This window comes from Candidatus Microbacterium colombiense, assembly GCA_029203165.1.
In the GTDB taxonomy this organism is placed as follows: domain Bacteria; phylum Actinomycetota; class Actinomycetes; order Actinomycetales; family Microbacteriaceae; genus Microbacterium; species Microbacterium colombiense.
Window position 1 is genome coordinate 41773 of sequence record CP119308.1, and the last position, 25119, is coordinate 66891.

General features: G+C 69.5%; 26 protein-coding genes. 10 read left to right on the forward strand and 16 right to left on the reverse strand.

Going from position 1 to position 25119, the window contains the following annotated elements:
- Positions 1-29 precede the first annotated feature (29 nt).
- The 6 genes from P0Y60_00190 to dnaK all read right to left on the reverse strand — a co-directional run bounded on the left by P0Y60_00190 (position 30) and on the right by dnaK (position 5865).
- Positions 30-998: a tripartite tricarboxylate transporter substrate binding protein gene (locus tag P0Y60_00190; GenBank protein ID WEK61212.1), complete on the reverse strand. Its 969-nt coding sequence runs from the start codon at positions 996-998 to the stop codon at positions 30-32.
- Between the two features lie 101 nt (positions 999-1099).
- A complete protein-coding gene (locus tag P0Y60_00195; protein ID WEK61213.1) occupies positions 1100-1762 on the reverse strand; it encodes a GntR family transcriptional regulator in 663 nt (220 codons plus the stop codon).
- 75 nt (positions 1763-1837) lie between these two features.
- Positions 1838-2260, reverse strand: coding sequence for a MerR family transcriptional regulator (locus P0Y60_00200; GenBank protein WEK61214.1), 423 nt, complete (start codon positions 2258-2260; stop codon positions 1838-1840).
- A 108-nt stretch (positions 2261-2368) separates the two neighbouring features.
- The gene (locus tag P0Y60_00205) at positions 2369-3352 is read right to left on the reverse strand and encodes a DnaJ C-terminal domain-containing protein (GenBank protein WEK61215.1); all 984 of its coding nucleotides are present in this window, start codon (positions 3350-3352) and stop codon (positions 2369-2371) included.
- A 12-nt stretch (positions 3353-3364) separates the two neighbouring features.
- The gene (locus tag P0Y60_00210; protein WEK61216.1) at positions 3365-3997 is read right to left on the reverse strand and encodes a nucleotide exchange factor GrpE; all 633 of its coding nucleotides are present in this window, start codon (positions 3995-3997) and stop codon (positions 3365-3367) included.
- Positions 3998-3999: 2 nt separating this feature from the next.
- A complete protein-coding gene (gene dnaK, locus P0Y60_00215) occupies positions 4000-5865 on the reverse strand; it encodes a molecular chaperone DnaK (GenBank protein WEK61217.1) in 1866 nt (621 codons plus the stop codon).
- 324 nt (positions 5866-6189) lie between these two features.
- Here dnaK and P0Y60_00220 point away from each other — a divergent pair, with 324 nt between their 5' ends.
- The 4 genes from P0Y60_00220 to P0Y60_00235 all read left to right on the forward strand — a co-directional run bounded on the left by P0Y60_00220 (position 6190) and on the right by P0Y60_00235 (position 9562).
- The gene (locus P0Y60_00220) at positions 6190-6933 is read left to right on the forward strand and encodes a CbiX/SirB N-terminal domain-containing protein (protein WEK61218.1); all 744 of its coding nucleotides are present in this window, start codon (positions 6190-6192) and stop codon (positions 6931-6933) included.
- Positions 6930-7712 (forward strand): uroporphyrinogen-III C-methyltransferase, encoded by a 783-nt coding sequence (gene cobA, locus P0Y60_00225; GenBank protein ID WEK61219.1) that lies wholly within the window; start codon positions 6930-6932, stop codon positions 7710-7712. Before P0Y60_00220 ends, cobA begins: the two co-directional genes overlap by 4 nt.
- A 104-nt stretch (positions 7713-7816) precedes the next feature.
- Positions 7817-8788: an NAD(P)/FAD-dependent oxidoreductase gene (locus P0Y60_00230; protein ID WEK61220.1), complete on the forward strand. Its 972-nt coding sequence runs from the start codon at positions 7817-7819 to the stop codon at positions 8786-8788.
- A gap of 99 nt (positions 8789-8887) precedes the next feature.
- Positions 8888-9562 (forward strand): hypothetical protein, encoded by a 675-nt coding sequence (locus P0Y60_00235; GenBank protein ID WEK61221.1) that lies wholly within the window; start codon positions 8888-8890, stop codon positions 9560-9562.
- Between the two features lie 21 nt (positions 9563-9583).
- Here P0Y60_00235 and P0Y60_00240 read toward each other — a convergent pair whose 3' ends face one another.
- Complete coding sequence (locus tag P0Y60_00240) at positions 9584-10042, reverse strand: DUF3817 domain-containing protein (protein ID WEK61222.1); 459 nt, start codon at positions 10040-10042, stop codon at positions 9584-9586.
- A 113-nt stretch (positions 10043-10155) separates the two neighbouring features.
- Between P0Y60_00240 and P0Y60_00245 the strand changes: the two genes are divergently transcribed.
- A complete protein-coding gene (locus tag P0Y60_00245; protein WEK61223.1) occupies positions 10156-11058 on the forward strand; it encodes an AraC family transcriptional regulator in 903 nt (300 codons plus the stop codon).
- Between the two features lie 177 nt (positions 11059-11235).
- Here P0Y60_00245 and P0Y60_00250 read toward each other — a convergent pair whose 3' ends face one another.
- From P0Y60_00250 to P0Y60_00270, 5 genes are all read right to left on the reverse strand, one after another.
- Entirely contained in the window at positions 11236-12426 is a 1191-nt protein-coding gene (locus tag P0Y60_00250) for an MFS transporter (protein WEK61224.1), read from the reverse strand.
- 112 nt (positions 12427-12538) lie between these two features.
- A complete protein-coding gene (speB, locus tag P0Y60_00255; GenBank protein ID WEK61225.1) occupies positions 12539-13486 on the reverse strand; it encodes an agmatinase in 948 nt (315 codons plus the stop codon).
- Positions 13487-13518: 32 nt separating this feature from the next.
- Entirely contained in the window at positions 13519-15150 is a 1632-nt protein-coding gene (locus P0Y60_00260) for a thiamine pyrophosphate-binding protein (protein WEK61226.1), read from the reverse strand.
- Positions 15143-16810: an amidohydrolase gene (locus tag P0Y60_00265; protein ID WEK61227.1), complete on the reverse strand. Its 1668-nt coding sequence runs from the start codon at positions 16808-16810 to the stop codon at positions 15143-15145. The genes P0Y60_00260 and P0Y60_00265 overlap by 8 nt, the downstream gene beginning before the upstream one ends.
- On the reverse strand, positions 16807-18129 hold the full coding sequence (locus P0Y60_00270; GenBank protein WEK61228.1) for an MFS transporter: 1323 nt from the start codon (positions 18127-18129) through the stop codon (positions 16807-16809). The genes P0Y60_00265 and P0Y60_00270 overlap by 4 nt, the downstream gene beginning before the upstream one ends.
- Positions 18130-18350: 221 nt before the next feature.
- Between P0Y60_00270 and P0Y60_00275 the strand changes: the two genes are divergently transcribed.
- From P0Y60_00275 to P0Y60_00285, 3 genes are read left to right on the forward strand one after another with little or no spacing between them, the layout of a single operon-like run.
- On the forward strand, positions 18351-19244 hold the full coding sequence (locus P0Y60_00275) for an Lrp/AsnC family transcriptional regulator (protein WEK61229.1): 894 nt from the start codon (positions 18351-18353) through the stop codon (positions 19242-19244).
- Positions 19245-19295: 51 nt separating this feature from the next.
- Positions 19296-19856 carry a DUF3253 domain-containing protein gene (locus P0Y60_00280; protein ID WEK61230.1) on the forward strand — a complete coding sequence of 187 codons (561 nt, stop codon included), beginning with the start codon at positions 19296-19298 and terminating at the stop codon, positions 19854-19856.
- Complete coding sequence (locus P0Y60_00285; GenBank protein ID WEK61231.1) at positions 19853-21259, forward strand: MFS transporter; 1407 nt, start codon at positions 19853-19855, stop codon at positions 21257-21259. Before P0Y60_00280 ends, P0Y60_00285 begins: the two co-directional genes overlap by 4 nt.
- A gap of 48 nt (positions 21260-21307) precedes the next feature.
- Here P0Y60_00285 and P0Y60_00290 read toward each other — a convergent pair whose 3' ends face one another.
- The gene (locus P0Y60_00290; GenBank protein WEK61232.1) at positions 21308-21904 is read right to left on the reverse strand and encodes a GNAT family N-acetyltransferase; all 597 of its coding nucleotides are present in this window, start codon (positions 21902-21904) and stop codon (positions 21308-21310) included.
- Positions 21801-22076 carry a DUF1778 domain-containing protein gene (locus P0Y60_00295; GenBank protein ID WEK61233.1) on the reverse strand — a complete coding sequence of 92 codons (276 nt, stop codon included), beginning with the start codon at positions 22074-22076 and terminating at the stop codon, positions 21801-21803. Before P0Y60_00295 ends, P0Y60_00290 begins: the two co-directional genes overlap by 104 nt.
- Positions 22077-22144: 68 nt before the next feature.
- Between P0Y60_00295 and P0Y60_00300 the strand changes: the two genes are divergently transcribed.
- Positions 22145-23068 carry a cation diffusion facilitator family transporter gene (locus P0Y60_00300; GenBank protein ID WEK61234.1) on the forward strand — a complete coding sequence of 308 codons (924 nt, stop codon included), beginning with the start codon at positions 22145-22147 and terminating at the stop codon, positions 23066-23068.
- Between the two features lie 18 nt (positions 23069-23086).
- Here the strand turns inward: P0Y60_00300 and P0Y60_00305 are convergent, their stop codons facing one another.
- The gene (locus P0Y60_00305) at positions 23087-23653 is read right to left on the reverse strand and encodes a MarR family winged helix-turn-helix transcriptional regulator (GenBank protein WEK61235.1); all 567 of its coding nucleotides are present in this window, start codon (positions 23651-23653) and stop codon (positions 23087-23089) included.
- A 103-nt stretch (positions 23654-23756) separates the two neighbouring features.
- Here P0Y60_00305 and P0Y60_00310 point away from each other — a divergent pair, with 103 nt between their 5' ends.
- The gene (locus P0Y60_00310; protein ID WEK61236.1) at positions 23757-24593 is read left to right on the forward strand and encodes a hypothetical protein; all 837 of its coding nucleotides are present in this window, start codon (positions 23757-23759) and stop codon (positions 24591-24593) included.
- Between the two features lie 91 nt (positions 24594-24684).
- Here P0Y60_00310 and P0Y60_00315 read toward each other — a convergent pair whose 3' ends face one another.
- Positions 24685-25119: a GNAT family N-acetyltransferase gene (locus tag P0Y60_00315; GenBank protein ID WEK62832.1), complete on the reverse strand. Its 435-nt coding sequence runs from the start codon at positions 25117-25119 to the stop codon at positions 24685-24687.

Sequence of the window (25119 nt, forward strand, 5' to 3'; positions counted from 1 at the left end):
GCCGACCGGAGGGCCGGCCCGCAGGCCGCTCAGCCCAGGAGATCCTTGAACAGCGTGAACTGCTCGTCGACGAATCCGGTCCACTCGGCGGAGTCGCGGTAGACGACCAGGTTTCCGGCATCCTTCTGGAAGGTCTGGTACGTGTCGGACTCGACGGCTTCCTTGACGGCCGCTTCGAGCTCGCTCTTCACGTCGTCCGGCAGACCCTTCGGGGCGTAGATGCCGCCCCAGCCGCCGAACACGACGTCTTCGCCGATGGCCTCGTCGACCGTGGGCACGTCTTCCGCGTCGGGGTGGCGCTCGTCGTTCATGACGCCGAGGATGCGCACGGCCTCGCCCTGCGCGAGAGCCTCGCCGAGTCCGGAGACCGCGGCGACGGTCTCGCCGGATGCCGCGGCGGCGACCGCGGTCGCTCCACCGTCGTAGGGAACCGGGGTGAAGGTCGCATCGGTCGCGTTGCCGAGACCGATGGTCGCGGCTTCCCAGATCGAGCCGGCGCCGGAGTTGGCGACCGTGACGGCACCGGACTTCGCCTGCGCGACGAGGTCTTCGAGCGACTCGATGCCGCTGTTCGCGCCGACGGTGATGACGCCGGGGGCGAGCATGATCTGGCCGAGCAGGTCGAAGTCCTCCGGCAGCACGTTCGCGCCCTGCGTGGTGTTCAGCATCGCGATCTCGACCGGTGCGAAGCCGATCACGTAGCCGTCGGGGTCCTGCGCGCCGACGTACTCCATCGCGAGAGCGCCGGCGGCGCCGGGCATGTTCTCGGGGATGATGCTGACGCCGAGGATCTTCTCGAGCTCGGTCGCGAGGGCACGCGACGAGAGGTCGGAGCCACCACCGGGGTTGGCCTGGATGATCAGGCGGATGTCGTTCTCGGGGAATGCCGAGCCTGCGTCTTCGCCCTCTTCGACCTTGGTGCAGGCCGAGACGATGAGAGCGGTGGCTGCGAGGGCGGCGATCGCGGCGGCCGCCCGGGTGATGCGCTTGCGGGGCATCTTTGCTCCTCTACGTGGGTCGACCGTGTTGTCGACATCGTGAGGTTAGCAGTGTTGACTGTTAACAGTCAACACTGGGCGGATCGCCTGCCCGAGAGACCTCAGGGGCGGTCTGAGATCTCACTCAGCATCCGCTCGCGCGCACCGTCGAGGTGGGCGGTGAGCACCTCGGCCGCCTGCTCGGGCGTGCCGCTGCGCATCACGCCCATGAGCTTCACGTGATCACCGGAGGACTCGTGCAGGTCCTCGTCGTGGTTGATGGTCACCTCGAGCAGCGCGGTGAAGGTCGGGAGGTACTGCGCCCACGCACCCTCGAGACGCGGATGATCGGCCAGAGCGTAGATCTGCGAGTGGAACTCCAGGTCGGCGGCGACGAAGGCCGTGTGATCTCCGGCATCCGCCGCGGCCCCCATCCGCCCGACGGCCGCAGCCATGGGCGCCCAGCGGGCGGCATCGTCGACGCGCATCGCCCGCGAGAGGGCGAGCTGCTCGAGCGCACCGCGCAAGCTGTAGAGCTGATCGACGTCGTCCTGTGTGAGGCCGACGATGTAGACGCCGCGCGGCCGCTGCACCTCGACGAGCTTCTCGAAGCTGAGCTGCGTGAGGGCGTCGCGGATCGGGCCGCGGCTCACCGCGAACTCCTCGGCGAGCGCCTCTTCGGTGATGCGGGCGCCGGGCGCGAGTTCACCGCGCACGATGCGCTGTCTGAGCACGCGGGCCACCTGGGCTCCGAGCGATTCTCCTCGCGTGACCGTCTGCGGCATGGCGACCTCCTGTTAACTGTTGACAGGATACACACCATGCGCTGATGCGTGGTCAGGCCGAGCGGTGCCGGAGGTTCAGCGGCCGTCCCGCGGGTTCCACAGCACGATCTCCGTCGACCGGCGAAGACGACGGCCACCGGGCATCGGCACGACCCCCGCAGATCCGGCGGCGAAGACGCGCACGCCCGGACGGTTCTCGCGCTCGGCCCGCACGGCCGATTCGAGCTCGGCAACGCGGCGACGCAGCATCCGGTTCTCGTCTTCGAGGTCGAGCAGGCGCGCGATCGCGGGCAGGCTCACGCCCTGCGACGAGAGCTGGGCGACCTCGCGCAGTTGTTCGATGTTGCGGCGGGAGTACCGGCGCGATCCTCCCGACGTGCGACCGGGCACGACCAGGCCGATGCGGTCGTACTGGCGCAGGGTCTGCGGGTGCATGCCGGCGAGCTCGGCCGCCGCAGCGATCGCGAACACCGGGGTGTCGGCATCCAACTCAGGCATCGCCGTCCACCCCCATCCCCATCACGGAGGTAGGCGAATCCGCCGGGGTAGGCCGCTTCGCGTGGAAACGTCCTACCCCGGCGGATTCGCCTACGCCCAGTGGGCTCATCATCGACGGGCCTTCGCCATCAGGTCGGCACGAGGATTCTCGGCCGGTTCGAGCGCCTGGAACTTCTCCAGTGCCTCGCGCGCCGCGTCGTCGAGGTGCGACGGCACCGCGACCTGGAGCTCGGCGAGCAGATCGCCCGTGCCCTTGGCGGTCGTGACCCCACGCCCCTTGACCCGCAGCACCCGACCGGAGGGGGTGCCCGGCGCGACCCGCAGCTTCACGGGATCGCCGCCGAGCGTCGGCACCTCGATCGTCGCCCCGAGCGTGGCCTCGGTGAAGGTCACCGGAACGGTCACGCGCAGGTTCAGTCCGTCGCGGGTGAACACCGGATGCGGCCGCACCGCGATCTGCACGACGATGTCGCCGCTCTCCCCGCCGTCTGGCGAGGGACGACCGCGGCCGCGCAGACGGATCTTCTGCCCATCGGCGACACCGGCAGGGATCTTCACCTTGAAGGGACGCCCGTCCTCACCCTGCAGCGAGATGGTCTCGCCCTGCACGGCGGTGACGAAGTCGATCGTGGTGCGTGCCGTGACGTCAGCACCGCGCTGCGGGCCGCCGGCGCCGCGGAATCCTCCCGTGGTCTGGCCGAACCGACCGGAGCCGAAGCCCCCGCCCTGACCCTGGTTGAACATCGCGAAGATGTCCTCGAAGTCCGCGGTCTGAGCGCCACGACTCTGGCCGTAGCGGCTGAAGACGTCTTCGAACCCGCCGGCGCCCGAGCCGCCCGCCGTGAAGCGAGCGCCCGAGCCCATGGCGCGGATCTCGTCGTACTCCTTGCGCTGCTCGGTGTCGGAGAGCACCGAGTACGCCTCGCTGATCTCCTTGAAGGTCGCCTCAGCCTTGGCATCACCCTGATTGGAGTCGGGGTGGTACTTGCGCGCGAGCTTGCGGTAGGCCTTCTTGAGGTCGGCCCCGCTGACGTCCTTCGAGACCCCGAGGGTCTTGTAGAAGTCCTTGTCGAACCAATCCTGGCTAGCCATCGATCACCCTGCCTACTCGGCCGGGACGGCGACGACGACCTTCGCGGGACGCAGCTCGACATCACCGAGGCGGTAGCCCACCTCGACGACCTCGAGCACCGTGGTCTTGTCGGCCCCCGGCGTGGGTTGCTGGAAGATCGCCTCGTGGCGCTGCGGGTCGAATTCCTCGCCCTTCTCGCCGTACGAGACGACACCGAGACGCTCCACGACCGCACGCACCTTGTCGGCGATCGCCGCGAAGGGGGTGCCCTCCACGAGGTCGCCGTGCTGAGCGGCACGGTCGAGATCGTCGAGCACCGGCACGAGACCCTTCGCGGCCTCGCCCTTCGCGCGCTCGATCTCCAGCTGACGCTGGTCCTCGGTGCGACGACGGTAGTTGGCGTACTCGGCCTGGAGACGCTTGAGGTCGTTCAGCAGCGTCGACTCGAGGTCGGCGAGCACGGCGTCCTCCGCAGCGGCCTCCCCCGTCTGCGCGGTGCCGAGGATGTCGTCGACCGTGAAGTCGTCGTCAGAGCCCTCGGCGGCTGCGGCCTCGGTGGAGTCCTGGTTCTGCGGCGCGGGGCCGGATGCCTGAGCATCCGACCCCTCACCGTGAACCTCGGCCCGATCCTTGTCAGGATTCTCGTCGAAGTTCTTCTCAACCATGATTACTTCTTGTCTTCTTCGTCGTCGACGACCTCGGCGTCGATGACGTCCTCATCGGAGGAGGCGTCATCGGCGGTCGGGGCCTCGCCGTCGGCGGGGGCGCCGGCTGCGGCATCCGCCTGCGACTGCGCGTAGATCGCTTCGCCCAGCTTGCCCTGCGACTCGTTGAGCTTGTCGAACGCGGTCTTGACGGCGTCGTCGTCCTCGCCGGCGAGAGCCGTCTTGAGGGCGTCGACATCGGCCTGGACCGACTCCTTCACATCAGCGGGGAGCTTGTCGTCGTTGTCCTTGATCAGCTTGTCGATCGAGTACGCGAGCGTCTCGGCCTGGTTGCGGATCTCGGCGGCCTCCCGGCGCTTCTTGTCCTCGGCCGCGTTCTCCTCGGCCTCGCGCACCATTCGCTCGATGTCGTCCTTGGACAGCGAGGAGCCACCCGTGATCGTCATCGACTGCTCCTTGCCGGTGCCCTTGTCCTTGGCGGACACGTGCACGATGCCGTTCGCGTCGATGTCGAAGGTGACCTCGACCTGCGGGATGCCGCGCGGAGCCGGCGCGATACCGGTCAGCTCGAACGTTCCCAGGGGCTTGTTGTCGCGGGTGAACTCGCGCTCGCCCTGGAAGACCTGGATCGCGACGGACGGCTGGTTGTCGTCGGCCGTGGTGAAGGTCTCGCTGCGCTTGGTCGGGATCGCGGTGTTGCGGTCGATGAGCTTCGTCATCATGCCGCCCTTGGTCTCGATGCCGAGGCTCAGCGGGGTGACGTCGATGAGAAGGACGTCCTTGCGCTCGCCCTTGAGGACACCGGCCTGGAGAGCGGCGCCGACGGCGACGACCTCATCCGGGTTGACGCCCTTGTTCGCGTCCTTGCCGGTCTCGCGCTTGACGAGCTCGGCGACGGCGGGCATACGGGTCGATCCACCCACGAGCACGATGTGGTCGATCTCGGACACCTTGATGCCGGCTTCGCGGATGACATCCTCGAACGGCTTCTTGGTGCGGTCGAGCAGGTCCTTGGTGAGGTCCTCGAACTTCGCGCGGGTGATCGTCTCGCTGAGCGACACGGGTCCCGAGTCGGTGAGCGACAGGTAGGGCAGGTTGATGCTGGTGCTCGTCGAGGACGAGAGCTCCTTCTTCGCCTGCTCGGCCGCTTCCTTCAGACGCTGCAGGGCGATCTTGTCACCCGAGACGTCGACGCCCGTGGTCTCCTTGAACTGCTTGATCAGGAAGTCGACGAGACGCTGGTCCCAGTCGTCTCCACCGAGGCGGTTGTCACCGGCCGTGGAGCGCACCTGGATCGTCGAGAAGTCGTCGTCCTTGCCCACCTCGAGCAGCGAGACGTCGAACGTTCCGCCACCGAGGTCGAAGACGAGGATGAGCTCGTCCTCCTTGCCGCGGTCGAGGCCGTAGGCGAGAGCTGCGGCGGTCGGCTCGTTGATGATGCGGAGCACGTTGAGACCGGCGATCTCGCCGGCTTCCTTCGTGGCCTGACGCTCGGCGTCGTTGAAGTACGCGGGAACCGTGATGACGGCGTCGGTGACGGTGTCACCGAGGTACGACTCGGCGTCGCGCTTGAGCTTCATGAGGATGCGCGCGGAGATCTCCTGCGGCGTCCACTTCTTGCCGTCGACGTCGAAGCCCCAGTCGGTGCCCATGTGACGCTTGACCGACGAGATGGTGCGGTCGACGTTGGTGACGGCCTGGCGCTTCGCGGTCTCACCGACGAGCACCTCGCCGTCCTTCGTGAATGCGACCACAGACGGGGTCGTGCGGAAGCCCTCGGCGTTGGCGATGACCTTCGGCTCGCCACCCTCGAGGACGCTGACGACGGAGTTCGTCGTTCCGAGGTCGATTCCCACAGCACGTGCCATGTGTTTTCTCCTTTGTTGAGGACGGTTGATCGGTACAGAAACCTGCGGCGACCAGGGAAACCTGAGTCGCGATGACTCAACTGTACCTCGACGTCCGGATACTGTCAAACAAACTTGATATGAATCGGCTCAACTTTGATTTTCGTTCATAACTCCTCAAGAACGGTGTCCGAAAATCCGCACCGCGACAGGTGGCCCCGGAAACTCGAGGGTGCCCCGGGAGACGTCTCCTGTTTCTGAGGAGTTGTGAACGACGCGCCGACCGCATCAACCCCTCACCTGCCGGAAACATGCCGGTCACAGACGACGCCTACAGTCAGCCCCATGGCCCGCCCCACGCTCCTCGCCGTCTCGCACGGCACCGACGATGCGGCCGGCGCCCGCGCGATCGCCGACCTGGTCGCCCACGTCGCCGCGCGCCTGCCCGACGTCGAGGTGCGCAGCGCGTTCGTCGACGTGCAGCAGCCGGATGCCGTCGATGCCCTCGCCGCGATCGACGGCCCGGTCGTGGTGGTGCCGCTGCTGCTGTCGTCGGGATTCCACGTGCACCACGACCTGCACGGCATGGTCTCGGACCGCCCGGATGCCGTCGTCGCCGACCCGCTCGGACCCGATCCGCGCCTCGCCGACGTACTCGCCCAGCGCTTGGCCGCGGCCCCCGACCGCCCCGTGATCCTCGCGGTCGCGGGCTCACGCGACCCGCGGTCGCTGACGGATGCCGAGGGTATGGCCGAGATGCTGCGCGCCCGCATCGGCCGCCCGGTGCACCTGGCCTATCTCGCCGCCCGCGAGCCGGATCTGCCGACAGCCCTCATCGCACACCCGCACGCCGTCGTCTCGACGTACCTCCTGGCGCGGGGGTACTTCTTCGATCTCGCGGTACTGCGCGCCGACGGTCGCAGCCTCACCCTTCCCCTGCTCAACGGCACTGTCGTGCCCGACCTGCTGGTCGACCTCGTCGTGGCACGATACGAGACCGCGGAGTCATCACTGTTCCCATCCGCCACCCCAGACCCGGCCACCGCAGCCTCCACCACCCCAGCCTCCACACTCCTCGAGAATCCATGACCGGCCGCGTCACCCTGATCGGCGCGGGCCCCGGCGACGCGGGGCTCCTCACCCTGCGCGGGCTCCGCGCCCTGCAGCAGGCCGATGTCATCGTGGCCGATCGGCTCGGTGCCCGCCGCGTGCTCGCGCAGCTCGAGGCCGACGGCATCCACCTGTCGACCGAGGTGATCGACGTCGGCAAGCTGCCCGGCCACCACCCCGTGCCGCAGGACGCCATCAACGCCCTGCTGGTGCAGCTCGCCGGCGACGGCAGGATCGTCGCGCGGCTCAAGGGCGGCGACCCGTTCATCTTCGGCCGCGGGCGCGAGGAGCAACTGTTCTGCGAGGCCGCCGGCATACGGGTCGACGTCGTGCCCGGCATCACGAGCGCGATCTCGGTGCCCGCGGTCGCCGGCATCCCGCTCACCCACGTCGGCGTGGCCACCGCGTTCACGGTCGTGACCGGCCACGAGCAGATCACGGCACTCGCCGGAGGGCGCGACCACACGGTCGTGCTGCTGATGGGAGTGAACACGCTCGGACACTCGGCCACCGTGCTCGCCGCCGGTGGGCGCGGGCTCGAATGCCCCGTCGCGATCATCGAGGACGGATACGGCGAGCGCCAGCGCGTGACCGTCGGCACGCTCAGGACCATCACGGCGCTCGCCGCCGCCCGCCAGGTGCGCTCACCGGCGGTCATCGTGGTCGGCGATGTCGTCTCGCTGCACACGCCGGAGTTCAGCCCGCCCGCGCCCGCCCCTGCCCCCGCGCCCACCCTCGCCGACGAACTGGCAGGATAGGGGTAAGGCGAGCCTTACTCCCGTTGGTCTCGCCGGGCGGCGTCGCCACGATCGGCGCTGCGGCGCGATCGGGCCGACGCCCTCCGTCCCACAGGAGGATGCGCATGACCGAGACGGCCTACGACGTGCTGATCATCGGCGGAGGCCCCGCCGGTCTCTCCGCCGCCCTCAACCTCGGCCGCTCCCTGATGCGGGTGCTCGTCGTCGACGCCGACCGTCCACGCAACGCCGCCACTCTTCTGTCGCATGGCTTCCTCACCCGCGACGGCGTCCCACCCCACGAGCTGCGTCGCCTCGCCCGCGAGGAACTCGCGGCCTACCCGAACATCGAGGTGCGCACCCGCACCCGGGTCTTCTCGCTGCGCCGCCCAGATGGCGGATCATCGGATGCGACATCATCGGATGCCGCATCCCCGGATGCCGTCTTCGTCGCGGACATCGGACGCCGCGAGGCCTCCGACACGGTCACCGCGCGCGCCGTCCTGGTCGCGACCGGACTGCGCGAGACCCTTCCCGACGTGCCCAATCTGCGCGGCTTCTACGGCATCAGCCTGTTCAGCTGCGCCGCCTGTGACGCGTGGGAGCTGCGCGATCGCCGCCTGGCGCTGATCGGCGAGTCCGACGACCTGGCCGACCGCGCCCGCCTGATCGCCCGGTGGACGGAGAGTCTCACCGTCTTCACGAACGGATCCGACGCACTGACGACGGCCGAGCAGACGGCACTCGAGGCGGCAGGGGTGTCGGTGCAGCGGCATCCGATCACCGAGCTGGTGGGCGAACGCGGGCACCTGGAGGCCGTACGGCTGTCAGACGGCACGACGATCGCGCTCGACGGGGGCTTCGTGCGCCCGGAGTGGCAGACCGAGCTGTCGTTCCTCGACGGCATCGACCCCGCGATCGACGGCGACGGCAACCTCGTCACCGATCGCTCCGGCCGCACCGACGTGCCGGGCCTCTACGCGGCGGGCGACGCCGCGATCCCCGGACCGCAGCAGCTGATCGTCGCCGCAGGCGCGGGCGCACGCGTGGCGGCCGTGATCGTGCACGACACCGTGGGTGTCGCGACCGCGCACTGATCGGTACGGACCCCGCGTCGACAGCGCCGCGCCGACGGGCGCCGACCAGGGCAGAACTCCCCATCGAGACGCGGCATCCCGAGGACTAGGCTGACCGGCATGACGCGCCCTCGATCCGCCCGACCGCTGCTCCGCCTCGCCGCGACCGCGCTCGTCGCGGTGGCGGTCATCCCGCTCAGCGGATGCCTCTACGCGCAGATCCCGGCGGATCCGCCGGCGGCCGAGGAGCCGACGCCGACCGAATCCGATGCGCCGATCGACGAGCCCGACGGCACGCTTCCCACCGAGCTGACCTTCGCCGCAGGCGCCGAGCTGCCGGGCACGGCGTACATCGAGTGGGGCGACGGGTTCATGACCGCCGACGGATGGGAGACCGTGTCGCCCGACGACGGCAACGGCGGCTGGATCTACGGCACGGTCGACGGCACGTGCACGGCGCAGTTCTGGCAGGGCCTCACCTCTGACGTGCCAGTCGTCGCCGGCGATGACAGCGCGTCGTCGGACGCGATCCTCGCGGCCCTCCTGGACTCGACGACGGCGGAGGTCACGCCGCTGGCGACCACCGGGGAGTTCAGCTACCAGGTCGGCGGGACCGGCGGGGTCGAGAATCGGCAGGTCTCGGGAGCCGAAGCCGACCGCACCTGGATCATCGCGACACGGGCCTTCACCGCGACCGGCGTCGGGCTGTACGTGATCATCGACTGCACGAACGGCGACGCCGACGCGGTGCTGGCCGAGGTCGTCGAGAACAACGCGGTCGTCGTCACGCCCTGAGAGCGTGCCGCCGGGACCGGCTCATTTGCCGGGCGGGCCCACCAGCAGCAGGATCACGTAGAGCGCGACGATGCCGACCGCGAGCAGCACCGCCAGTACCCAGGGGCGTCGCAGGAACCAGCGCATCAGCCGGTCGTACCAGCGGTGATCGCGCGGATCATCGGTCGCGTCGAGGCGCCACTCCCCCTCGAGGCGGCGCGTGCGCTGCAACCAGATCTCGGTCGGGATGGTGGCGTACGGCACGACCGCGCTGACCACGGCGAGCGCCGCCACACCGATGTGCCACCGCTGGTTCAGCGCCACGAGCACCGCGGTCGCGGCATAGGCGAGGAACACGAAACCGTGGATGCCGCCGCCGATCGTGACGACGATGCCCGGAGCTCCCACCGCCCGGGCGATGATCGCGGCGATCAGGATGGTCCAGGTGATCGCCTCCGCGATCGCGAGAGTGCGGAACAGGCGGTCGGGTGAACGGAACACGGGACTCCTCGGGTGGCGTCCTTCCAGCGTATCCGCGGCTGCCGCAGGCCCCGAATCCGGCCGCCCGCCGTCGACGCCGGAATAGCCGACCACCGCTCAGCGTTTCCGAAGGAATGGTGACAGTGAACGCGGACGCACTCTCGCAGGTGCTGAGCGCCGTCGACCTCCAGGTCGGCATCGCGCGACGCGTGACGCTGAGCGCCGGAGCCCTGCTCCCGCTCGCGGAGGGCGCCACCACTCTGGTGTACGTCACGGGCGGTAGCGTGCAGGGGCATCCGCCCTTCGCCGCCGGGTGCGCGCTCGATGTCGATCGCACGTCGCGCCGGGTCGCGGTCAGCGCCGGAGCAGACCGTCTGGTCACCGGCGACGCGTTCCTCACCCTCGGCGGCACCCCGTTCCTGCTCCAGGCGGATGCCGGCGCGAGCGTGCTGGTGTTCGACCTGGTGCTCTCGGATGCGACCTCGCGCCTGAGCGCCGTGCTCCCCGACGTCATCACGGTGACCGGCTTCGACGCCCTCGAACCCGCCGCCGCCGCACTCGCCGCCAACATGGGCCTGGTCGATCCGGCCGCCTGCCCGGTGCGCCAGGGCGATCCACTCATCTGCCGCATGATGACGACGACCGTGCTGCTCTCGGTGATCCGCGCGTGGGCCGCGAACGGGTGCGCCCCCGCGGGCTGGCCGTCGATGTCGAAGGATCCGTTCCTCGACCGCGTGGTCGACGCGATCCACGAGCAGCCGGGTCGCGAATGGACCGTCGAGCGTCTCGCGAACGTCGGCGCGATGTCGCGATCGGCCTTCGCCGAGCGTTTTCGCACCGCGGTCGGCCGCTCCCCCGCCGACTACGTGACCGAAGTGCGCATCGACGCCGCGAAGCGGATGCTGGAAGCCGGTCGGTCGGTGTCGGAGACCTCGCGCGAACTGGGCTACGCCTCGGACGAGGGGTTCAGCCGCGCCTTCCGGCGCCGCACGGGCATGACCCCGTCATCCTGGCGCCGCGCGCCCGTCCCCGCCTGACCCGCCCGCGGCATCCGCCCCCTCGGCATCCGCCCCTCGGCATCCGTCCCCTCGGCATCCGCCCGGGCACGACTTCGGAGCCCCCGGACGACACGCGGCCGAACTCGGCGATCCACCGGCGCGCCGGCGCCGGGCTCCGAAACTGTGCACGCGGAGCCCGACGACGCGGCGAACGGGTCAGGCCCGCACGCGGTTGGATGCTCCGAACAGCACGGCGCCGATCACGAGCGAGACCGCGCCGATGACGTAGACGAGTTCGACGCTGAGCGTGTCGACGAGCACGCCCCCGACCCCTGCCGCGATCATGATGGCCGCCTGGAATCCGACGACGACCAGGCTTCCGCCGGCTTCGAGGCGATCCGGCATCCGGTGCCCCACCCACGTGTTCGCGACGATCAACCACGATGAGAAGAAGAAGCCCCACACCAGCACCACCACGGCGACGCCGATGATCGACCCCGAGAACAGGATCATCGAGAGCACGGATGCGGCGATCACGAGCGGCGCGAAGACGGAGAAGAACGTGAAGGTGCGGTCGATCACAAGACCGATCGTGATGTTGCCGGCGAGACCGCCGAGGCCGAACAGCGCCAGCAGCACGACGATCGTGGAGGCGTCGACATCGGGGATGCGCTCGAGCGCCAGCCGCACGTACGTGTAGGCCGAGAAGTGGCCGAGCACCACGAAGACGTGCCCGATCAGTCCGAGCGCGGCGCCGGGGCGACGCACCGTGTCGACCAGCAGGCGCAGACTCGACGCCTGTGCGGCGGGCACCGACGGGAGCAGCGCCCGCAGCGCCACGGCGAGCAGCACCATCAATCCGCCGGCGATCGCGAACACCATGCGCCAGTCGACGAGTTCGCTGAGCATCACGCCCAGCGGCACCCCGGCGACCGTGGCGAGCGAGACACCGGCCGAGGTGAACATGACACCGCGCCCCAGGTTCTCGGGTCCGGCCAGGCGCACGGCGACCGTGATCGACATCGCCCAGAACGCGCTGATCGCCGCGCCCAGCAGGAAGCGCGCGAGCAGGATGATGATGAGGTTCGGCGAGACCGCCACGATGAGGTTCGATACTGCGGCGGCGAGCGCCATCCACACCAGCAGCGAGCGGCGGTCGAGTCGCGGGAACATCAGGCCGATGGTCGGCGCGACGATCAGTCCGACCAAGGCGGTCACGGTCACGGTCTGACCGGCCTGCCCCGGGGTCACATCGAGTGCTTCCGCCATCTCGGTGAGCACGCCGTTGGGCAGGAACTCCGCCGTCACCAGCAGGAAGCCCATCAGCATCAGGACGGTGAGCGCTCCGTAACGGATGCGGTCCGGGCGTGAAGGAACGGCCGTCGGAATGGGAGCGGTGGTTGTCATGCTCCCAGCCTCGCAGGGCGCGGATGCCGCCGCCCGACCAGCCGTCCGCGGCATCCGACCATTCGTCCGCCCGCGTTCGTACCCGCTCCGGTCGGAGCAGGGGTGCGGCGCGCTACCGAGCCAGGCGCGCGGCGAGCAGCGTCACCAGCTCGTACACCACGTGGCTCGCAGCGATGCCGGTCATCTGCGCGTGGTCGTAGGCGGGTGAGACCTCCACGACGTCGGCCCCCACGATGTTCTGCGCGCTCAGCGCCCGCAGGATGCGCAGCAGCTCGCGGCTCGTGAGCCCTCCCGCCTCGGGGGTTCCGGTGCCTGGGGCGTGCGCGGGGTCGAGCACGTCGATGTCGATCGAGACGTACAGCGGCTTGTCGCCGATGCGCTGCAGGATGCGTTCGATCGCGGATTCGACGCCGTGTTCCTCGATGTACTCGCTCGACACGATCGAGAAGCCGAGACGCGCATCGTCTTCCAGGTCCTGCTTGGAGTACAGCGGTCCGCGGGTGCCCACGTGGCAGCTGGCGGTGAGGTCGATCAGACCCTCCTCACTGGCGCGGCGGAAGGGCGTGCCGTGCGTGATCGGGGCGCCGAAGTAGGTGTCCCACGTGTCGAGGTGCGCGTCGAAGTGCAGCACCGCGACCGGCCCGTGCTTCGCCGCGATGGCGCGCAGGAGCGGGAGGGCGACCGTGTGGTCGCCGCCGATCGTGACGATGCGCTGCACCTGCTCGCCGAGGGCCAGCGCCGCGCGCTCGACCTCGGTCACCGCCTCGGTCAGGTCGAAGGGGTTGACGGGGATGTCGCCGGCATCCACCACCTGCGCGATCGCGAACGGCGAGACGTCCTGCGCCGGGTTGTACGGGCGAAGCAGACGCGACGCCTCGCGCACGTGCGACGGACCGAAGCGGGTGCCGGGCCGGTAGCTCACGCCGGAATCGAAGGGGATGCCGACGACGGCGATGTCGGCACGCGGCACGTCTTCGATGCGCGGCAGTCGCGCGAAGGTCGCGATCCCCGAGTAGCGGGGGTTCACGGAGGCGTCGATGGGGCCCACGGTGTCAGTCATCATCAGTCCTTCTGTCGTGCGGAGATCGGAGGTCAGAGCGCCGTCTGGGGGATGTGCACGAGCTGCACGCCGCCCTCGGCGATCGCGTCGCGGATGCTCGACGCGATGTCGTCGCGTCGATCGACCCGGCGACCGACGCCACCGAACGCCGTGGCGAGGGCGGCCCAGTCGGGCTGCACGAGGTCGACGCCGATCGGCGGCATGCCGCGGTCGATCTCGTTCTGGCGGATCTCGGCGTAGCCGCCGTTGTCGACGCACACGACCGTCACGTCGAGACGCTGTTCGACCGCCGTGACCAGCTCGTTCACGCAGAACATGAGCGCACCGTCGCCGATCACGGTGACGACCGGGCGGTCGGTCTGCGCCACGCGGGCACCGATCGCGGCCGGCAGGCCGTAGCCGAGGGTCGCGTAGGTGGGCGTGTAGAGCAGGGAGTGTGGATGCCGCTGTCGCAGCACGCTTCCGAGCGCCATGTAGACGATCTGGGAGGAGTCGCCCGCGACGATCGCGTCGTCGGGCAGTCCCTCGGCGATGATCTCGGCGAGCGCCACGGTCTCGGGTGCGGTAGCGCGCATCTCTTCGTCGATCGCGGCGCGGGCGGCATCGAGGTCGTGCGCCTGCCGCGAGGGCTCTTCGCCGAGGGCGGAGAGCAGCGCGGCGGTGACCGCGGTCGCATCGCCCCGGATCCCCACGGTCGACGCGAGGTTCTTGTCGAGCTGTGCGGCCGAGATGTCGATGCGCACGACCGCCCCGCGCGCCTCGAGCCGCGGCGCCCACAGCTCGGCCTCGCCGAGCTTCGAGCCGATCACGAGCAGCGCGTCGGCATCCTCCGCGATCGCGCGGGCGGCGCCGAGGCGCAGGTTCGACCCGAGCGAGAGCGGATGCTGCTCCGACACCGTGCCCTTGCCGTTGAGCGTCGTGAGCACGGGGGCGCGGAGGCGCTCGGCGAGTGCGGTGACCTCGGCGGATGCGCGCGTGGCTCCGCCGCCGGCGACGATCACCGGGTTCCGCGCCGCGGTCAGCAGCCGCGCGGCCTCGGCGATCGCGCCGGCATCACCGGGGGCTGGGGCTGGCAACGCACGCGCGCGGCGCTCCTCCGCGGGGACCCCGGCGGGCGCCTCCAGCACGTCGAGCGGGATCTCGATGTGCACGGGGCGCGGGCGCCCGGTGCGGAACAGCGTGAACGCATCGTGCACGGCTTCCACGGCCTCGGCGGCGGTCCTGACCCGCCGCGACCACTCGGCGATCGCGGCGACCATGGCCGACGCATCCTTCGTCTCGTGCAGCGTGCCGACATCGGCGAACTCCGCGCCCAGCGGGACGCCAGGCGAGAGCACGATCATCGGCCGCGATTCGCAGAACGCGGTGCCGATCGCACTCATGGCGTTCTGCAGGCCCGGACCGGAGGTGGTGATGACCACGCCGGGCAGGCCGGTCTGCTGCGCCCAGCCGTCGGCGCCGTACCCGGAACCCTGCTCGTGCCGATTCGTCACCGCGCGGATGCCGAGACCTGCGAGCGGGCGGTAGAGCTCGAGATTGTGTGTGCCGGGGATGCCGAAGACCGCCGTCACGCCGTAGGCGCGGATGGTCTCCAGCACGGCCCGCCCTGCGGTGTCGGCGTACTGCTCCGTCTCTAGGGACTCCGTCGTCAGGGGCTCAGACACGGTATCGGCGCTCCCCGTCTACCCAGGTCTCGCGCACGCTGATCGCGGAGATGTCCTCCGCCGGCACCGCGAGCGGGTCGTCTGACAGCACCGCGAAGTCGGCGTACTTGCCGACCTCGAGCGAACCGAGGTCGTCTTCGCGGCCGATCGAGATCGCGCCCTCGATGGTGTGCGCGCGCAGGGCGGCGAGCGCCGAGATCCGCAGATCGTCCGGGCCGAGCGTGTGCCCGCGCCGGGTGACACGGGTGACCGCGGCCTGGATGGCCTCGAGCGGGATGGGCTCGGCGACCGGAGCATCCGACGAGATCGTGATCGGCACGCCGGCCCGCTCGAACTCGCCCAGCGGGTTGAAGCGCTCGCCGGGAGTGCCGATGGCCTCCTCGACACCCTCGCCCCAGTTGAAGTAGTGCTGGGGCTGGTTCACGGGACGGATGCCGGAGACGGCCATCCGCTCGATCTGCTCGGGCGTCGGCAGACCGCAGTGCTCGATGCGGTGGCGGGCGTCGGCATCCGGATGCTCGGCGAGCGCGGCCTCGATCGCCGAGACGACCATCTCGATCGCGGTCGGCGACTGGGCGTGCGTCGCGGTCTGCAGGCCGGCGGCGTGCGCCTTGTGGATGAGGCCGGCGTACTCCGCGGGCTCGTGGTACAGCTGGCCGGTGCGGCACGGGTCACCCACGTAACCGTCGGGGAAGTACGCGGTCCAGCCACCGAGCGTGCCGTCGGCGTAGAACTTGATGCCGGCGAAGCTCAGGTGCGCGTTGCCGAACTGGCCGACCATGCCCATCTCCAGCGCCTCGTCGAGCAGATGCGACAGCAGGTACATCGACACCCGCAGTTCGAGGCGCCCGGCCTCGGCGAGGCGCAGGTACATGTCGAACTCGCGCCGCGTGACCTGGCAGTCGCCGATCGAGGTCACGCCACCGGCGAGGAAGCGCTGGGTCGCGGCATCCAGTTGACGCAGGTGCTCCTCCGGCTCGTCGGCGAGGTGGAAGTTCGGGCCGTGATGACCGATCTTCACACCGTGCACTCCCGTGAGGATGTTGCAGGCGGCATCCGAGAGCTCGCCGGTCAGCTCGCCGTCGGCGTCGCGGAAGAACTCCCCGCCGTCGGGGTTCGGGGTTTCGCGATCGACGCCGTTGCTGTCGAGCGTGAACGAGTTCACGACGCCGCCGTGGCCCGAGGCGTTCATGAGGTAGACCTCGCGGTCGGAGGCGACCTCGTCGAGCTCGAAGCGGGTGGGATGCCGCTTCTCGGCGAGGTTGCGCTGCTCGTAGCCGTAGCCGCGCACCGGGCGCCCCGCGGGGAGGTCGGCCGCCGCGGCGCGCAGCAGGGCGACGATCTCGGGGATGCTGCGGGCCTTCTCGGGCCCGCAGTCCACCCAGCTCATCATCTGCCCGAACATCAGCGGGTGCGCGTGCGCGTCGACGAATCCGGGGACGATCACGGCATCGCCGAGGTCGACCCGCTCCGGGGTGAACCCACCCCGTTCGGCCGCGGCCTCGCACTCGGCGGGGGTGCCGATCGCGAGGATCCGTCCGCGATCCGTGAGCACCGCCGTCGCGGTCGACGACGCGGCATCCGCGGTGTGGATCGCTCGGGCCGTGATCAGTCGCGGCTCGGTCTGGGCGGAACGGTCGAAGGGGGTGAGCTTTCTCATGGCAGCCTGTTCGCGGTCGTGTCGGTGCGGGCGGTGAACGAGGCCGTGACGGGCGCCTCATCGGAATGCTGCGGGGCGAGCTTCGTGCAGATGCCGGCGATGATGGCCATGCCGGCGAACATCGCCAGCACCGACCAGATGTTGCCGGTCCACGCGATGAGCTGCGTCGCGAACCACGGCGAGAAGCCGGCCCAGATCGCCGCGCCGACGCCGTATGACAGCGCGATGGAGGTGTAGCGCGACTGCGGGCGGAACATCTGTGCGAGCAGCGCCGCGATCGGGGCGTAGGTGGCGCTCATGGCGATGCGCACCAGGGAGGCGAACAGGAAGATGAGCGGTTCGACGCGCCCCGGCATGACGAGCATGAACGGCACGAAGGTGAGCACCGAGGTGATCAGACCGATGTACATCACGTTCTTGCGCCCCCACTTGTCGCCCAGCCAGGCGATGGGAAGGGTCACGACGAACTCCACGAAGGAGGCGATCGTCATGGCATCGAGGATGACCTGCTCGCTGATCGCGATGGTGTCGCCCGTGGCGTAGGCGGTCGCGAACGTGGTGGCGAGGTAGTAGCCGCCGGTCGAGATCGGCAGGATACCGATGCCGAGCAGGATCGGACGCCAGTTGGTGCGCAGTGCGTAGGCGAGCGGCATGGACTGCTTGCGGCCCTCGACCTTCTTCTCGAAGACCGGCGTCTCCTCGACGCGGTACCGCACCCAGAAGCCGACGCCGACCAGCACGATCGACAGCAGGAACGGGATGCGCCATCCGCCGTTCATGATGAAGTCGTCGCCGACGCGCGACATGATCGCGAAGATGCCCGAGGCGAGCAGGGCACCCGCCGGGTTGCCGAGCTGCGTGAATCCGCCGTAGAAGGTCTTCGACTTCTCGGGGGCGTGCTCGACGCTCATCAGCACCGCGCCACCCCACTCGCCGCCGACCGCGAGGCCCTGTACCGCCCGCAGGAGGATCAGCAGGATCGGCGCCAGGATGCCGATGTTCTCGTAGGTGGGGAGGCAGCCGACCAGCACGGTCGCCGCGCCCATCAGCAGCAGGGTGATGACCAGCGAGGTGCGCCGGCCGAGCTTGTCGCCGATGTGGCCGAAGATGATGCCACCGAGGGGGCGCACGAGGAAGGCGACCGCGAACGTCGCGAACGCCGCGGCGGTCTCGGCGAGCCGGTCGCCGCTCGGGAAGAACAGCGGACCGAACACGAGGGCGGCGGCCGTCGCGTAGACGTAGAAGTCGTACCACTCGATGGTGGTGCCGACGAAGGCCGCGAAGCCTGCGCGTCGCGCCTTGGTATGGGTGGAAGTCATGTGAGACCCGCTCCTTTGCGGAAGATGTCGGATAGCGAAGGATGCTACGGCTGCTCGGCGGGGTCAGGCAAGGGCAGAACTCCAGCGAGAATGCTCATTCACTGGAGTATTGACAGCCAGAACCGACAATACGCACCTTCACATCCATCCATTCACCTCCTACACTGAACATGCGCGCCGACTGGCGTGCGTTCGCGGGAAAGTGACCACGAGGCGAATCCATGGACTTCGACGCCGAACTCATCCGAGCCCTGCAGGAGGACGGACGCGCGAGCATCCGCTCCCTGTCGCTGCGCCTCGGGCAGTCCCGGGCCGCCGTCGCCGCTCGACTGCGCAGCATGCTCGACGACCGCACCGTGCGCGTGGTGGCCGCCGTCGACCCCGTCTTCCTGGGCCAGCACGTGCTCGCGCATGTGTCGATCCGCACCGACGGCACGGTCGAGGCCGTCGCCGAGCATCTGCGCGACATGCACGAGACCGTGCTCGTGTCGGCGGTCGGAGGGTCGCACGATCTCGTGACCGAGGTGCGGCTGGGCTCGATGGAGGATCTGCACGACCTTCTGGCCCGGATCAGGGCGATCGCCGGGGTGCTCGACATCAACACGATCATCTACTCGACCGTGGTGAAGGGGTTCTTCGTCTCGGAGTACCACGGCGATGTGACCCTCGACGCGATCGATGAGGCGTTGATCGAGAGGTTGCAGGTCGACGGTCGCACCAGTTTCCGCGCACTGGGTGAGGCTGTGCGCCTCTCCCCCTCGGCGGTGGCGACACGGGTGCAGCGGCTGATCGACGGTGGAGTGATCAAGATCAGCGCGGTCGAGGCTCGCGGGCTCGCGCACCGCCAGCTGTCGATGGGCGTCGGGCTGAACCTGAACCACGATGATGACAGCGTGATCGAGGCGCTGCGCACCGGTCGCGGCGTCGACTTCGCCGCCCGCACCCTCGGCCGTTTCGATGCGGTGGCCACGCTCGTCGAACCGTCCGCCGGGGCGCTCTACGAGAGCCTGGAGCGGCTGCGGTCACTCCCTGGCGTCACGCGTATCGAGGCCTGGCTGCACCTCGCCGTGCTCAAGGAGGAGTACGCGCGCACGCTGCGCGCCCCGCAGCTGTAGCGGCCGCGCAAGGGGGTGGCGTCGACGCGCGACGGGACGGATGGTGGAGGCATGACGGATGCCGAGAAGCCGGAGCGCACCGACGACGGACACCACATCATCGTGGGCGGACGCCGGTGGCGGGCGACCGACCCCTCGATCCCGGAGAAGCTGCGCCAGGAGTTGGTCGACGAACTGATGGCCGCGCGGCGGGCGGTGAAGGCATCCGAACCGGACGCACGGAGCCGTGTGCACGACGCGAAGACCGCACTCGGCGAGAGGGGCGCACCGTGGTGGGAGGAGCCGTCCGACGCCGAGTTCGCCGAGCGGGCGGCGGCGACGATCCGCGCCCTGACCCGCAAGCGTGTCGAGTCGTCGATCTGCCCGAGCGATGTCGCCCGCGCGATCGGCGGCGACGCGTGGCGTGCGCGGATGGCCGATGTGCGCCGCGTCACCGGGGAGCTGGCGGCACGCGGCGACGTGGTCGTGACGCAGAAGGGCGAGCCGGTGCAGATCGCCGAGACCCGAGGACCGATGCGCATCAGTCGCCAGTCGGGCCCCTCTGCTCCCGGGGATCCTGACCGGCGCGCCGTCACCGCCCGTTCACCCGGCACCGCCAGACTGCGAGCATGAGCGATCCCGAATCTCGCCCCGTCGTTCCCGAGCCCCCGGCCGTCGCCAACAGCGGCGCTGTCGGCGTGATCGGGCTCGAACTGCGCGGCGAGACGCCAGCCCCGAAGAAGCAGGTGTATTCCTGGGCGCTGTGGGACTGGGCGACGCAGCCGTTCAACACGGTCATCCTCACGTTCGTGTTCACGGCGCTGTACCTCGTGGGCGCCGGGTTCCTGCCGCCGGAGATCGCCTCGCTCGACGAGAACGATCCCGTCCGACTCGCGGCCGAGGCCGACCTGGCATCGGGGCTCGGGCTGGGGTCGACGATCGCCGCGTTCGGGATCCTGCTGCTCGCTCCGGTGCTCGGTCAACGGGCGGATGCCGCCGGGCGTCAGAAGCTCTGGCTGGGCATCGGCACCGGCGCGCTGGTGTTCTGCATGCTCGGCCTCTGGTTCGTGACTCCGACCCCGAGCCTGTTCTGGCTGGGCGTCGCGCTGATCTCCGCCGCGACGGTGTTCCAGGAGATCGCCGCGGTCAACTCGAACGCCATGCTGATCGGCATCGCGAATCCGAAGAACGTCGGCCGCATCTCCGGCCTCGGCTGGGGCTTCGGCTACCTCGGCGGCATCATCGCGCTCGTGATCGTGGTCGTGCTCGACACCTTCGACTGGTTCGGGATGTCGACCGACAACGGGCTCGCCTACCGACTCATCGCCGTCGGCTGCGCGGTGTGGGCGATCATCTTCAGCATCCCGATCTTCCTCAACGTGCCCGAGCCCTCGCTCGGCCGCCCCGAGCGCAAGGTCGGATTCTTCCGCTCGTACGTGCTGCTCGTCACCGACATCCGCGGCCTCTACCGCGACCCTGAGACCCGCCCCACGTTCTGGTACCTGCTCTCGAGCGCCGTCTTCCGTGACGGTCTCGGCGGCGTCTTCGCCTTCGGGGCCATCATCGGCACCGCCGTGTTCAACTTCGGCACGCAGGACATCATCATCTTCGGCATCGCCGCGAACCTGATCGCCGGCGTCTCGACGATCCTCGCCGGGCGCCTCGATGACAGGGTCGGACCGAAGCGCATCATCCTCGCCTCGATCGGGTCGATGATCGTCGCCGGACTCGCGGTGTTCCTGTTGCGCGACGGCGGCTCGATGGTGTTCTGGATCGGTGGACTCATCCTGTGCGCGTTCGTCGGGCCGGCGCAGGCCGCAGCCCGCTCGTTCCTCGCGCGGGTCACCCCGGCAGGACGCGAGGGCGAGATCTTCGGCCTCTACGCCACGACCGGCCGCGCGGCGAGCTGGATGGCATCCGGCGCCTGGACGGTCCTGATCGTGCTGACGAGCCAGACCGCCTTCGGCATCCTGGGCATCATGGTGGTGCTGATCGTCGGATTCCTGCTGCTGCTCCCGGTGAAGGCTCCCCGCTGACCCGGATTCCACTCTGACCCGGAGTCCCACTGACCAGGGTTTCCGCGGTCAGACGATCGTCTTGCGGGCATCGGCCAACAGGAGGTACAGCGTTGGATCCTGACCCGGGAACCGCGTGAACCCGAAGCGCTCGTAGAACGGGACCACCTTTTCGGTCATGGCGTGCACGAGGATCGCGCGGATGCCGATCGCCTCGGCGGCCTCGATGGCCCGCACCGTCGCGTGCTGCAGGAGGGATGCTCCGAGCCCGCGCCCGGCGAACGCCTCGTCGATCGCGAGGCGACCGAGCAGGACCACCGGTATCGCGTCGGGCTGCTGGCGGGAGAGGTCCGTCGGCACCTCATCGCGGACGACCGAGCTGGACGACAGGCAGTAGTAGCCGGCGACCCGTCCGTCGCGGGTGATCGACACCATCGCGCGCGAGGCACCTGAGCGTTCATTGCCTCGAGCCCTCCCGCGCAGCCATGCGTCGAGTTGCTCCTGGCCGCAGTGGAAGTCGCCGACTCTGTCTCCGGCGGCGAGCGGCCGAGGACGCAGGAACTCAGTCAACGAACACGGACTCCCGCGCGAGCAGGTCACGCAACTGGTCGATGCTCCGCGGTGGCCGGTCGAGCACCTCGATGAACGCGTCGAACTGGATCGCATCGACCCGCAGCTGCCGATCGCGCTGGATCACCTCTTCCGCACGCTCCATCAACGCGTCGGCGGAGAAGTCGGTGACCGATCGGCCCTGCAGCGCGGCCGCCTGCTCGATCGCCGCCTTCTGAGCAGACGTCACGCGCAGCTCGATTCGTCGATCCTTCAGAGGGGCAGCCATGAACGGAGTGTACGGCAGATCTCCGTACATGACGAGGATCCTTTCGTGCACGGGAGTAGCCTGACCGCGTGACAGTGATCATCGCGTTCCTCGCCAACATCCTGGTCGCGATCGCCAAGACCGTCGCGGCGATCATCACCTCGTCGGCTTCGATGGTCGCCGAGGCCGCACACTCCTGGGCTGATGCCGGAAACGAGATCTTTCTGCTGATCGCCGACCGACGCGGCGGGCGGGCCAAGGACGCACGGCATCCGCTCGGGTACGGCCGCAACGCCTTCGTCTGGTCGCTGATCGCGGCGTTCGGCATCTTCACCGCAGGATCGATCGTGTCGATCATGCACGGCATCCAGGAGCTCGGCGAGACGGGTCCGGTCGAGAGCCCCCTCGTCGCGTACATCGTGTTGGGCGTCTCGTTCGTGCTCGAAGGAGCATCGTTCACACAGGCGATGGTGCGGTCCCGTCGGTTGGCCCGCGAACGGGGATCGTCGACGTGGGACTTCGTGCTCGAGACGAGCGACACGACGTTGCGTGCGGTGTTCTTCGAGGATGCGGCAGCACTGGTCGGCCTGGCACTCGCCGGCGGCGCGATCCTGCTGCACCAGGTCACCGGTGTGGCCGCATGGGATGCCGTCGGCTCGATCCTCGTCGGGGTACTGCTCGGGGTGGTGGCGATCATCCTGATCCGCCGCAACATCGCGTTCCTGGTCGGGGCCAACGCCTCACCGACACTCCGTGCACGAGTGGGCGATGCCCTGCTGGCTCTCACGCAGATCGAGCGCGTGACCTACCTGCACATCGAGTACGTCGGCCCGAACCGTCTGTTCATCGTCGCGGAGATCGATCTGGCCGGTGACGCGCGCGAGCACGACGTCGCGCGGCAGCTGCGGGAGATCGAGCAGCGGATCGAGCAACACGAAGCCGTCGAGACCGTGGTGCTCTCCCTGTCGGTCGACGATGAGGACTCGCTGCGATTCTCGGAGGGCGCACCGTAGGTCGGCCGGACGGTGACGTCAGCGCTGCCAGTTGTCGGCGAGCTTCGTCAGCAGCCGTGCGAGTTCGGCGCGCTCCTCATCGGTGAACGCGGCGAGCGCGCCGGTGAGCATCTCCTTCCGCTCCCCTCGCATCCCCTTCGCGACGCGGCGCCCCTCGTCGGTGAGGGCGATGCGGGTGCGTCGGGCGTCGTCGGGGTCAGCCTCCCGCTGCACGAAACCGCGCTCGACCCCCTGCTGCACGAGGCGTGATGCTCGTGGCTGATCGACGCCGATCGCCTCTCCGAGTGCGCTGACGCTGAGCGGAGTGGATGCCGCGGCGAGCGCCTCGAGCATGCGCATGCGGGCGGGGCCACCGACGCGCCCCGAGGGGTCCATCATCCAGGGCGGCGGGCCGGGATGCCCATGACCGAAGGGGTCGCCGTGGCCATGCCCGTGTCCGTGCGGGCCGCCGTGCCACCCGTGCGGCCCACCGCGGCCGCGGTCGCCGTCTCCGCGCACGGCGCCGCGTTCGCCGGGGCGCCGACCGCGGAGGCGGGACAACGCCTGGGCGATGGCGTCGGAGGGATCGATGTCGTCGGAGGTCACAGGTCGATTTTACATGCGACTTGACATGCTTTGCTATCGCATGTCACACTACATATACATGCACAGTGACATTCACATGCACATTGACAACGAAGGACTACCCATGAACACCTCTGACACACAGAACACAGACAACACCTCCCGCCCCTTCGGCTACTGGCTGAAGGCCGCCGACCGCCTCATGGCCGACGAGTTCGCCACCGCCTTCGAGGCGGAGCATGCGAGTCGCCGCGACTGGCGCATCCTGAACGTGATCGACGGCACCGTGCCGGCTTCGCGCCCCCTCGCAGGGCACAAGCTGCACCGCCTCGTCGAGCGCGGCTGGGTCGCACAGGACGGCGACGGCTGGACACTCACCGACGAGGGTCGTGCCGCGAAGGAGCGCCTCGGCGCGATCGTCGACGGCATCCGCTCGAAGGTCTCGGATGCCGTCCCCGACGAGGAGATGGCCACCACTCTCGCCTCGCTCGAGAAGATCGCACGGGCATTCGGCTGGGACGAGGAGGCCCCTCTGCCCCGCGGACGTCGGCACGGATTCGGCGGACGCGGCCACGGTAGCGGCTTCCCGGGCGGCTTCGGTCGCCGCTTCGGTCGCGGCTTCGGCCCCGGCCGCGGATTCGATCCCGAGTCGGAGCACGACCACGGCTTCGGTCACGGGTTCGGCCCGCGTCCGGACTTCCACGACGGCGACGTGCGCCACGGCGAGTGCGGTCACGGCGAGGGTCGTCATGGTCAGGGTCGTCATGGTCAGGGTCGTCATGGCCACCCCGGCCACGACCGCCGCCACGGACACGACGGCTCCGATCACCGCGGCGCTGAGGACAACGGCCACCGCGGCGGAGATCACCGCGGTCACGGCCCGCACCGCGTGGCCCGCGTCGCCCAGCACGCATATGAGCGTGGCTTCGACGCCGGGTTCTCCCGCGGCCGCGACGCCTGACCATTCAGGCCGTACGACACGCGCATCACGCGCGCATGACAGAGGGGTGGATGCTTCGGCATCCACCCCTCTTCTGCATCCCGGGACCTGCTCACGACGGAGAGGGCTGACGATGGAGGAACACGTCGATCGCGTCTTCCCGCTCGAGCCGGAAACCGTGACGTTCGTACAACCGTCGAGCAGCGCTGCCCTGCAGCACGTTCAATCGGAAGGCCTCCCCTGCGCCCGCGGTCAGCACTCGGGCGAGCACCCCGGTCCCGATCCCGTGCCCCTGCACGGCAGGGTCGAGGTAGAAGTGCTCGACCCACACCGCGTCATCCTCTCGGCGGAGAGCGATGGATCCGGCATCCGCTCCGTCCACCACGATGACGTGTGTGTGCGCGACGTCGAACGCGTCGAGGAACCGCTGCCGAACCCGCACCTCGTCGTACCGGCCCAATCGTTCGAGGTCGGGTCGCAGCACCACCGCGCGGAGTTCGGCGATCCATCCGGCATCGCCCGGTCGGCTCGGCCGAAGCTCCCACAT

Coding starts and splice junctions, on each gene's coding strand:
- P0Y60_00230 (WEK61220.1), top strand. CDS start 7,817: ATGACCGAGACGGCCTACGACGTGCTGATCATCGGCGGAGGCCCCGCC.
- P0Y60_00200 (WEK61214.1), bottom strand. CDS start 2,260: ATGCCTGAGTTGGATGCCGACACCCCGGTGTTCGCGATCGCTGCGGCG.
- P0Y60_00220 (WEK61218.1), top strand. CDS start 6,190: ATGGCCCGCCCCACGCTCCTCGCCGTCTCGCACGGCACCGACGATGCG.
- P0Y60_00280 (WEK61230.1), top strand. CDS start 19,296: ATGACGGATGCCGAGAAGCCGGAGCGCACCGACGACGGACACCACATC.
- P0Y60_00290 (WEK61232.1), bottom strand. CDS start 21,904: ATGCGATCCAGTTCGACGCGTTCATCGAGGTGCTCGACCGGCCACCGC.
- dnaK (WEK61217.1), bottom strand. CDS start 5,865: ATGGCACGTGCTGTGGGAATCGACCTCGGAACGACGAACTCCGTCGTC.
- P0Y60_00315 (WEK62832.1), bottom strand. CDS start 25,119: ATGTGGGAGCTTCGGCCGAGCCGACCGGGCGATGCCGGATGGATCGCC.
- P0Y60_00270 (WEK61228.1), bottom strand. CDS start 18,129: ATGACTTCCACCCATACCAAGGCGCGACGCGCAGGCTTCGCGGCCTTC.
- P0Y60_00235 (WEK61221.1), top strand. CDS start 8,888: ATGACGCGCCCTCGATCCGCCCGACCGCTGCTCCGCCTCGCCGCGACC.
- P0Y60_00195 (WEK61213.1), bottom strand. CDS start 1,762: ATGCCGCAGACGGTCACGCGAGGAGAATCGCTCGGAGCCCAGGTGGCC.
- P0Y60_00310 (WEK61236.1), top strand. CDS start 23,757: ATGAACACCTCTGACACACAGAACACAGACAACACCTCCCGCCCCTTC.
- P0Y60_00265 (WEK61227.1), bottom strand. CDS start 16,810: ATGAGAAAGCTCACCCCCTTCGACCGTTCCGCCCAGACCGAGCCGCGA.
- speB (WEK61225.1), bottom strand. CDS start 13,486: ATGACTGACACCGTGGGCCCCATCGACGCCTCCGTGAACCCCCGCTAC.
- P0Y60_00210 (WEK61216.1), bottom strand. CDS start 3,997: ATGGTTGAGAAGAACTTCGACGAGAATCCTGACAAGGATCGGGCCGAG.
- P0Y60_00285 (WEK61231.1), top strand. CDS start 19,853: ATGAGCGATCCCGAATCTCGCCCCGTCGTTCCCGAGCCCCCGGCCGTC.
- P0Y60_00205 (WEK61215.1), bottom strand. CDS start 3,352: ATGGCTAGCCAGGATTGGTTCGACAAGGACTTCTACAAGACCCTCGGG.
- P0Y60_00295 (WEK61233.1), bottom strand. CDS start 22,076: ATGGCTGCCCCTCTGAAGGATCGACGAATCGAGCTGCGCGTGACGTCT.
- P0Y60_00245 (WEK61223.1), top strand. CDS start 10,156: ATGGTGACAGTGAACGCGGACGCACTCTCGCAGGTGCTGAGCGCCGTC.
- P0Y60_00190 (WEK61212.1), bottom strand. CDS start 998: ATGCCCCGCAAGCGCATCACCCGGGCGGCCGCCGCGATCGCCGCCCTC.
- P0Y60_00275 (WEK61229.1), top strand. CDS start 18,351: ATGGACTTCGACGCCGAACTCATCCGAGCCCTGCAGGAGGACGGACGC.
- cobA (WEK61219.1), top strand. CDS start 6,930: ATGACCGGCCGCGTCACCCTGATCGGCGCGGGCCCCGGCGACGCGGGG.
- P0Y60_00250 (WEK61224.1), bottom strand. CDS start 12,426: ATGACAACCACCGCTCCCATTCCGACGGCCGTTCCTTCACGCCCGGAC.